The sequence below is a fragment of the Blautia sp. MSJ-9 genome, from assembly GCF_018919065.1.
Lineage (GTDB): Bacteria > Bacillota > Clostridia > Lachnospirales > Lachnospiraceae > Blautia_A.
The window spans coordinates 75,222-82,406 of sequence record NZ_JAHLQG010000049.1; the positions used below are offsets into that span (position 1 = coordinate 75,222).

The 7,185-nt window shown below is 42.0% G+C and carries 6 protein-coding genes and 1 pseudogene; 5 read left to right on the forward strand and 2 right to left on the reverse strand.

Annotation, left to right across the window (positions count from 1 at the left end):
* Positions 1-65: 65 nt before the first annotated feature.
* Together KQI87_RS14220 and KQI87_RS14225 are read right to left on the reverse strand one after the other, a co-directional pair.
* The gene (locus KQI87_RS14220) at positions 66-2,333 is read right to left on the reverse strand and encodes a glycogen/starch/alpha-glucan phosphorylase (RefSeq protein WP_216460701.1); all 2,268 of its coding nucleotides are present in this window, start codon (positions 2,331-2,333) and stop codon (positions 66-68) included.
* A 171-nt stretch (positions 2,334-2,504) separates the two neighbouring features.
* Complete coding sequence (locus KQI87_RS14225; protein ID WP_216460702.1) at positions 2,505-3,389, reverse strand: AraC family transcriptional regulator; 885 nt, start codon at positions 3,387-3,389, stop codon at positions 2,505-2,507.
* A gap of 273 nt (positions 3,390-3,662) precedes the next feature.
* On the opposite strand from KQI87_RS14225, the gene citD reads away from it, so the two are divergent.
* From citD to KQI87_RS17390, 5 genes and pseudogenes are all read left to right on the forward strand, one after another.
* Entirely contained in the window at positions 3,663-3,962 is a 300-nt protein-coding gene (gene citD / locus KQI87_RS14230; RefSeq protein WP_216460703.1) for a citrate lyase acyl carrier protein, read from the forward strand.
* Positions 3,959-4,396, forward strand: a pseudogene (locus tag KQI87_RS17385) (HpcH/HpaI aldolase/citrate lyase family protein); the annotation flags it as partial. The gene citD and the pseudogene KQI87_RS17385, both read left to right, overlap by 4 nt.
* 126 nt (positions 4,397-4,522) lie before the next feature.
* The gene (locus KQI87_RS17050; RefSeq protein ID WP_334300746.1) at positions 4,523-5,629 is read left to right on the forward strand and encodes a sensor histidine kinase; all 1,107 of its coding nucleotides are present in this window, start codon (positions 4,523-4,525) and stop codon (positions 5,627-5,629) included.
* A gap of 168 nt (positions 5,630-5,797) precedes the next feature.
* Entirely contained in the window at positions 5,798-6,841 is a 1,044-nt protein-coding gene (locus KQI87_RS14240) for an SLC13 family permease (protein WP_216460704.1), read from the forward strand.
* A gap of 192 nt (positions 6,842-7,033) precedes the next feature.
* Positions 7,034-7,185 (forward strand): transposase (locus tag KQI87_RS17390; protein WP_216458472.1); only part of this gene is annotated, 152 nt, incomplete at its 3' end.

The following is a 7,185-nucleotide window of genomic DNA, read 5'->3' on the forward strand; positions in this document are numbered from 1 at the left end:
ATCCCATCGAATATACAATGCCTGCTGTTGGATTTTTATATTGCTTCTATATTATATTTACTGAATTATTTAGCTGGTGTCAGGTGCCAGATATCGTTGTTGTACTGCTCGATCGTTCTGTCAGATGAGAAGAATCCAGCTTTAGCGATATTAACCAGCATCTTCTTAGCCCATGCTTTTCTGTCTGCATAATCAGACAGAGCCTGATCTTTCTTTTCAACGTAATCATTGAAGTCAAGCAGTGTCATGAACCAGTCTTTGCTTACCAGTTCGTGATGCAGTCTTTCCAGATTTTCTTTATGGCCAAGTTCCAGCATCTTTTCACTTACGATGAAATCAACGCATTCTTTGATGTGTTCATCGCTCTCATAGATATCTTTGGAGCAGTAGTCTGCTTTCTCATAATGTTCGATAACTTTCTCACTGGATTCACCGAAGATATAGATATTGTCTTCACCAACCAGTTCGCTGATCTCAACGTTAGCACCGTCCATAGTTCCCAGAGTAACAGCACCGTTCAGCATGAACTTCATGTTACCTGTACCACTTGCTTCTTTGGAAGCCAGGGAAATCTGTTCGGAGATATCACATGCAGGGATCAGTTTCTCTGCCGCAGATACATTGTAGTTCTCAACCATAACAAGTTTCATGTATGGTGCAACTTCCGGGTCATCTTTGATGAGATCCTGGAGTGTGAGCAGAAGGTGAATGATATCCTTCGCGATCACATAAGCAGGAGCTGCCTTTGCGCCAAAGATAAAGGTTACAGGCTGAGCCGGTTTCTTACCGCCTTTGATCTCCAGATATTTGCTGATGATGTACAGAGCATTTAACTGCTGGCGCTTGTACTCATGGAGACGTTTGATCTGGATATCATAAATGCTGTTTTCGTCGATTTTGACACCTGTGTTGGACAGGATAAAGTCTTTCAGAGTTTTCTTGGCTTCTGTTTTGATCTCAAGAATCTTATTCAGAACTGCCTCATCATCTTTATACTTCAGCAGATTTTCCAGAGCGTTTGCATCTTTTTTGAACTCATCACCGATCAGCTCTGTAATGTAATCAGTCAGCGGATGGTTGCAGTGCATTAACCAACGGCGGAATGTGATGCCGTTAGTCTTATTGTTAAATTTCTCCGGATAGATATCATAGAAAGCTTTCAGTTCGCTTGTTTTCAGGATCTCTGTGTGCAGAGCAGCAACGCCGTTGATGGAGAATCCGTAGTGGATGTCCATATGTGCCATGTGAACCAGATTGTTTTTGTCAATGATGGCTACGTTTTCCTGTGGATATTTCTCTTTGATCTTTTCATCCAGTTTCTCGATGATCGGAACAAGGTGAGGAACAACATCAAGGAGATAATCCATCGGCCATTTTTCAAGAGCTTCTGCAAGGATGGTATGGTTTGTGTAAGCACATACTTTGGATACGATCTCAGCAGCCTCATCGAAGTCGATTCCGCGCTCTGTAAGGAGACGGATCAGCTCCGGAATGATCATACTTGGGTGAGTATCGTTGATCTGGATCACTGCATAGTCTGCAAGGTCATGCAGGTTGCAGCCTTTCTTTGTTGCTTCGTCCAGGATGAACTGAGCGGCATTGGATACCATGAAATACTGCTGGAAGATACGGAGCTTACGTCCGTCATCATCGCTGTCATCCGGATACAGGAACAGTGTCAGGTTGTGAAGGATGTCCTTTTTGTTAAAGGAAATTCCATCGTGAACCATGGATTCATCTGCCAGATCAATGTCAAATAAGTGCAGATGAATGGATTTGTTATTATAGCCTGCAACATCGATATCGTACAGGGAAGATTTCAGTGAGAATCCGCGGAACGGTACTGTATAGGAAACACCTGCAGGTGTAAGCCAGCTATATTTCTCAATCCATGGGTTTGGAGTTTCTTTCTGAAGTCTGTCCTCGAAAAGCTGTTTGAACAGTCCGAGGTGATAATTCAGACCGATACCTTCGCCAGGAAGTCCAAGAGTTGCGATGGAATCCAGGAAGCATGCTGCCAGACGTCCAAGACCGCCGTTACCAAGAGATGGTTCCGGTTCAACTTCTTCGATATCAGCGATTGCCTTGCCGTTCTCTTTTAAGAAAGCAGCAACGTCATCGTAGATTCCAAGGTTGATCAGGTTGTTGGACAATAATTTACCGATCAGGAATTCTGCGGAAATATAATAGATTTTCTTCTTTCCGTCCTGATAGCCTCTTTCGAAGAGCTGGTTCTTTGTATAAATTAATAATGCATTGTAGATTTCTTCGTTTGTGCACTGGCGTGCGTTTTTCTTATACAGGTCATAGATGAGCTTTTCTAAATTTTCCATCGTAATCTCCCTTTCTGAAAATGAATATGTGTTTTTTATGAGTTAGATTGCTTATTTTTTTAGTTTTGAATAGTGTATTGTTTTTTGGTTATATCAGTAAGAGAAGTTCTCTTGCTGACATCTATAACTATATCAGCAGTCTATTCAAAAAAATACAACAAAATTGCGATTTTATGACAGGTTTCTGCGAAACTTGTGAGGAGACATTCCGGTTACCTGTTGGAATTTCTTAATGAAGTAGCTGGTGTTGTTGAAGCCTACTTCCAGTGCGATCTCTGTGACGGAGGAGTCAGAGTGCAGAAGCAGAGGCTTGGCTTTCTCAATGCGCAGGTCATTGATGTAGGCAATCAGGGTCTTGCCTGTATATTGCTTGAACAGTTTCATAAAGTAGTATTCGCTGTAATTAGAGAGAGCAGTAAGCTCTGCTGCGGTCAGCGACTGTGAATAATTAAGGTTGATGTAGTCCAGGATCTTTTTAATAGAAGCAAGACTTTTGTTCTCTTCCTTATCTGCGGGGGTGATGTAATTTCCCATGAGCATTTCGTAGAAAAAGCTGAAGAACAGAGCCTTTAATTTTACGAAATAATATGGCTTTTTTTCTTTATGGCAGGCATGGATCCGGTCAAAAAGCTGGCAGATATTTCCGTAATTCTCATCAGATCTGGAAATAATATGGGTAAATTCCGCCTGATTTTCCATCAGAAGGGAAATGACACGTTCCTGACATAAATCTCCCGCCGGTCCGGACAGGAAATTCAGGTCAAAGACAATGCTCCTGAAATAAAGGATATTCTTCAGATCTGTTTTTATGCCATGGAGAACGCCACGGTTCACAATGATCAGGTCACCGGCCTTGACACGGATGATTTCTTTATTCAGACGTACCAGACCACTGCCGGATTCAATATAGATCAGTTCCATCTCATCATGCCAGTGGTTATAGAGAGAATGGAAGATTTCGCAGTTGTCAGTGTATGTTTCTACAGGAAGTTCAAATGAACCGTGAGAGCTTCGTTCTTTCAGGGTGTCATCGACTTCAATGGGGGGAGTTGGCATGAGAAGTGCCTCCTTTTATAAAATATCTGGATTATAAAGAATATTATGAAAGACAGAACACAGTCTGTCAATCAGTGTAATTGCCTTTTTAACCGAATCAGGTAAGTCTCCTGTTTCCATTGCGAAATTTATTTACCTTAATAAATATTAAGATAAACCCTGTTCATCATGTAAGGTTACAATCTTATGATAGCCTCAGATGAAAAAGTTAAGTCAAAAATAAAGCCAACCCAAAACCTAAAAAAGCACAGAAGAAATAAGGAGGACAAGCAAATGGAAATCACAAAACCTGCTGTAGCAGGAACTCTGGAATCCAGTGACTGTCAGGTAATGATCGAAGAAGGAGACGGCAAAGTTGAATTTTCACTGGAGAGTTCTGTTATTAACCAGTACGGAAATCAGATCAGAAAGGTAGCACTGGAAACACTGAAAAACCTTGGTGTAGACAATGCGAAAGTAACAATGGTTGACAAAGGTGCACTGGACTGCACCATCAAAGCAAGAATTGAAGCAGCCGTTTACCGTTCCGTTTTACAGACAGAAGATTTACCATGGGGAGGTGCTATCCGATGATCAATCCAAATAAAAAAAGATTAAGAAGAACCATGATGTTCCTGAACGCACAGAAACCGGGCCTGATCAAAGATCCTTATATTTACAAACCAGATTCTATTATGCTGGACCTGGAAGATGCAGTTGCTGAGAACCAGAAAGATGCTGCAAGATTTTCCCTGTTTCATGCATTAAGAACCATTAACTACAGAGGATGCGAACGAGTAGTCAGAATCAATGGTCTGGACTCCCCTTACTGGAAAGAAGATATCCGCTGCGCAGTAGCAGGCGGCTGTGATTCCATCCGTATCCCGAAAACAGAGAGCGCCAAAGACGTTTATATTGTAGAGAAAGAAGTAATCCAGGCAGAAAAAGATTTCGGACGTCCGGAAGGAAGTGTCCTGATCATGGCTGCGATCGAATCCGCAAGAGGTGTCATGAGAGCTCTGGATATGCTGCGAACTGTACATAAATCCTCCAGAGAGATTAAAAATCTGAAAGAATTGAACGCGCTTCTGGAGAATGTTCAAAAGAGCGAAGATGCGATCGCACATCAGGAACGACTGCAGATCATGGGAACCATGACAGGTGGAATCGCCCATGAGTTCAATAATTTTCTCACTCCGATCATGGGTCATGCGGAACTTCTGATGATGGAATTACCGGAAGGCTCCGATGAACAGGATAGTGCAAAAGAAATCCTGGAAGCATCCGAGAAAGCCATGGATGTGGTAAAACAGATTTCTTCTCTCAGCCGCAAGAATGTTGAAACTGTATACAAATGTATTCCTGTCAAAAAGATGATGCAGCGTGCATTAAAGATGATCACATCTGTATGTCCGCCTCAGGTTCATCTGGAAAGTGAACTCCAGGTAGAACAGGAGAATATCCTTGGAAACAAAACGCAGCTCAATCAGGTATTACTGAATATCTGTGTAAATGCTATCCATGCCATTGGTAAAAAAGAAGGAACCATTCATGTAAAGTGCGAAGTGATTTCCAGAGAAACCCTTGCAGGATTTTTGGATAAAGAACTTCCGGATACATGGAAAGATTATATTTATATCAGCATTAAAGATAACGGATGCGGAATGGAAAAAGAAACCCTCCGACAGATTTTTGATCCGTTTTTTACAACAAAGAAAGGTGGAGAAGGAACCGGCCTGGGACTTGCTTTGGTAGAGCAGATCGTCACTTCACATAAAGGTTATGTTTTTGCAGAAAGCCAGCCGGGTGTGGGAAGCTGTTTCCATATCGGACTGCCGGTACTGCAGGCAGAGCAGCCAGAGGAGACGGTTCATGTAGGAGAACGCCATGAGATCCGAATGGTATTTGCAGATGATAATGCCAAGGTTCTGGAACTTCTGCGGCGCAGCTTTGACAAGATTGGAATGCAGATACAGACCTGTATGACAGTAGAAGAACTTTCCGCAAATCTGGCAGAAAAAGAAGCGGATGTTCTGGTGGTCGAGGAAAGTATAGAAGGGCAGAGCGGAGTAGATTTCTGTATGTCCATTGCAGGAAAATATCCGAAGATGCTGAAACTGGTAAGCATTGAAAGTATCAGCAGAGAGATTGTGGAGGCGAAGAAAAAAGGGATTATTAACGGATATGTAGAGAAACCGCTATCTGACAGAAATGTGCTGGAATCAGTGCGGGAATGCCAGAAAGAGCAGGGCTTGTATTAATATATTTTTTTGATTCTTAATAAACTGTAAGGTGAATCACGTAAGGATGTAAGGTTGTCCCTATATACTGTGTTTATCAAATAAAAGTACGAAAGATACCAACTGCAGAACAGCAGATGTAGCAAAAACAACAGAGTCTGCAGAGGGGTACGAAAGGAGAGAAACACAATGAATGAGACAATGCTTGCGCTTCTGGGATTTGCGACGATCATCACCGTGATCGTACTGTTGCTGAAAAACGTAACCGTTCCATCCCTTGCATTCATCAGCGTAGCAACTGCTTCCTCAGCAGTTCTGGTGCTCACAGGAACCTTTTCCGTACAGGAAATGGGAGACTTCATTGCAGAAGGTGTCAAAGGTGTACACGCAACTGCAGCATTATTTATCTTTTCCGTATTATTCTTCGGAATCATGACGGATGTAGGAATGTTCGATAAGATTATCGGTGCATTAATGAAAAAAGTAGGCCACAATGTAGTAGGTGTTACCCTTATGACAAGTATCATTGCCATGATCGCACATCTGGACGGTGCAGGAGATGTAGATAACGTAGAGATCGAAGCTGCCGGAAATACAGAAACAAGAGAATATGCAAGACCAAAACTGTTCTGGTTCAACCTGATCCTGACACTGGCAGTCATCGCATGTCTGATTGTTGTAAAAGTACCATCTTACTATGTATTTATGCTTGGATGTGCCATTGCCTTACTGGTAAACTTCCGCGGTGCATCTTTACAGAATAAAATCATCAAATCCCATGCAGGCCCGGCCATCATGATGTCCTCAACTATCCTCTGCGCAGGTGTATTCCTTGGCGTAATGGAGAAAACAGGAATCATGAACAACATGGCAACTGTACTTGCAGGCTTTGTTCCAATGTCAATGGGACGCTTCCTGCCACTGATCATCGGTGTTCTTGCAGTACCGCTGACACTGATGTTCGATACAGACTCTTTCTTCTTCGGATTAATGCCAGTCCTTATTGAAATCGCAGGAAACTTCGGTGTACTTCCGGCACACATCGCTATTGTTATGGTAGTCTGCCGTAACTGTGCAACTTTCATCAGCCCGGTTGTACCGGCAACATTCCTTGGTATCGGCCTCGCAGATGTAGAGATCAAAGACCATATCAAGAACTGCTTCTTCTGGATCTGGGGCGTCAGCATCGTCTGCCTCCTCGCAGGACTTCTACTCGGAGTCATCAAGATCTGATAGTAGCAAGACTACCTATTGTTTAGTGCATTTACAAGTTTAAATTCATTGAAATCGTCTTTGACGATAATATTTTGAATAACTGCGCGTCGCATTCTCGTTACTTCCAGTGATGAGTTAGACGCGCAAATTTTTTTACAAAACAACAGAACAAATGTTTACACAAACCAATACATATGGTATAATATTTATATGGAAAAAGATATATTTAATATAGATAAAAACAAACTTTCATATGGTAGGGGATATGTCTATTCCTTGCAGTATCATCTTGTCTGGTGTACAAAATACAGAAAAAAGGTTTTAAAAAACGGAATCGATACAGAATGCAAAGAAATGTTACA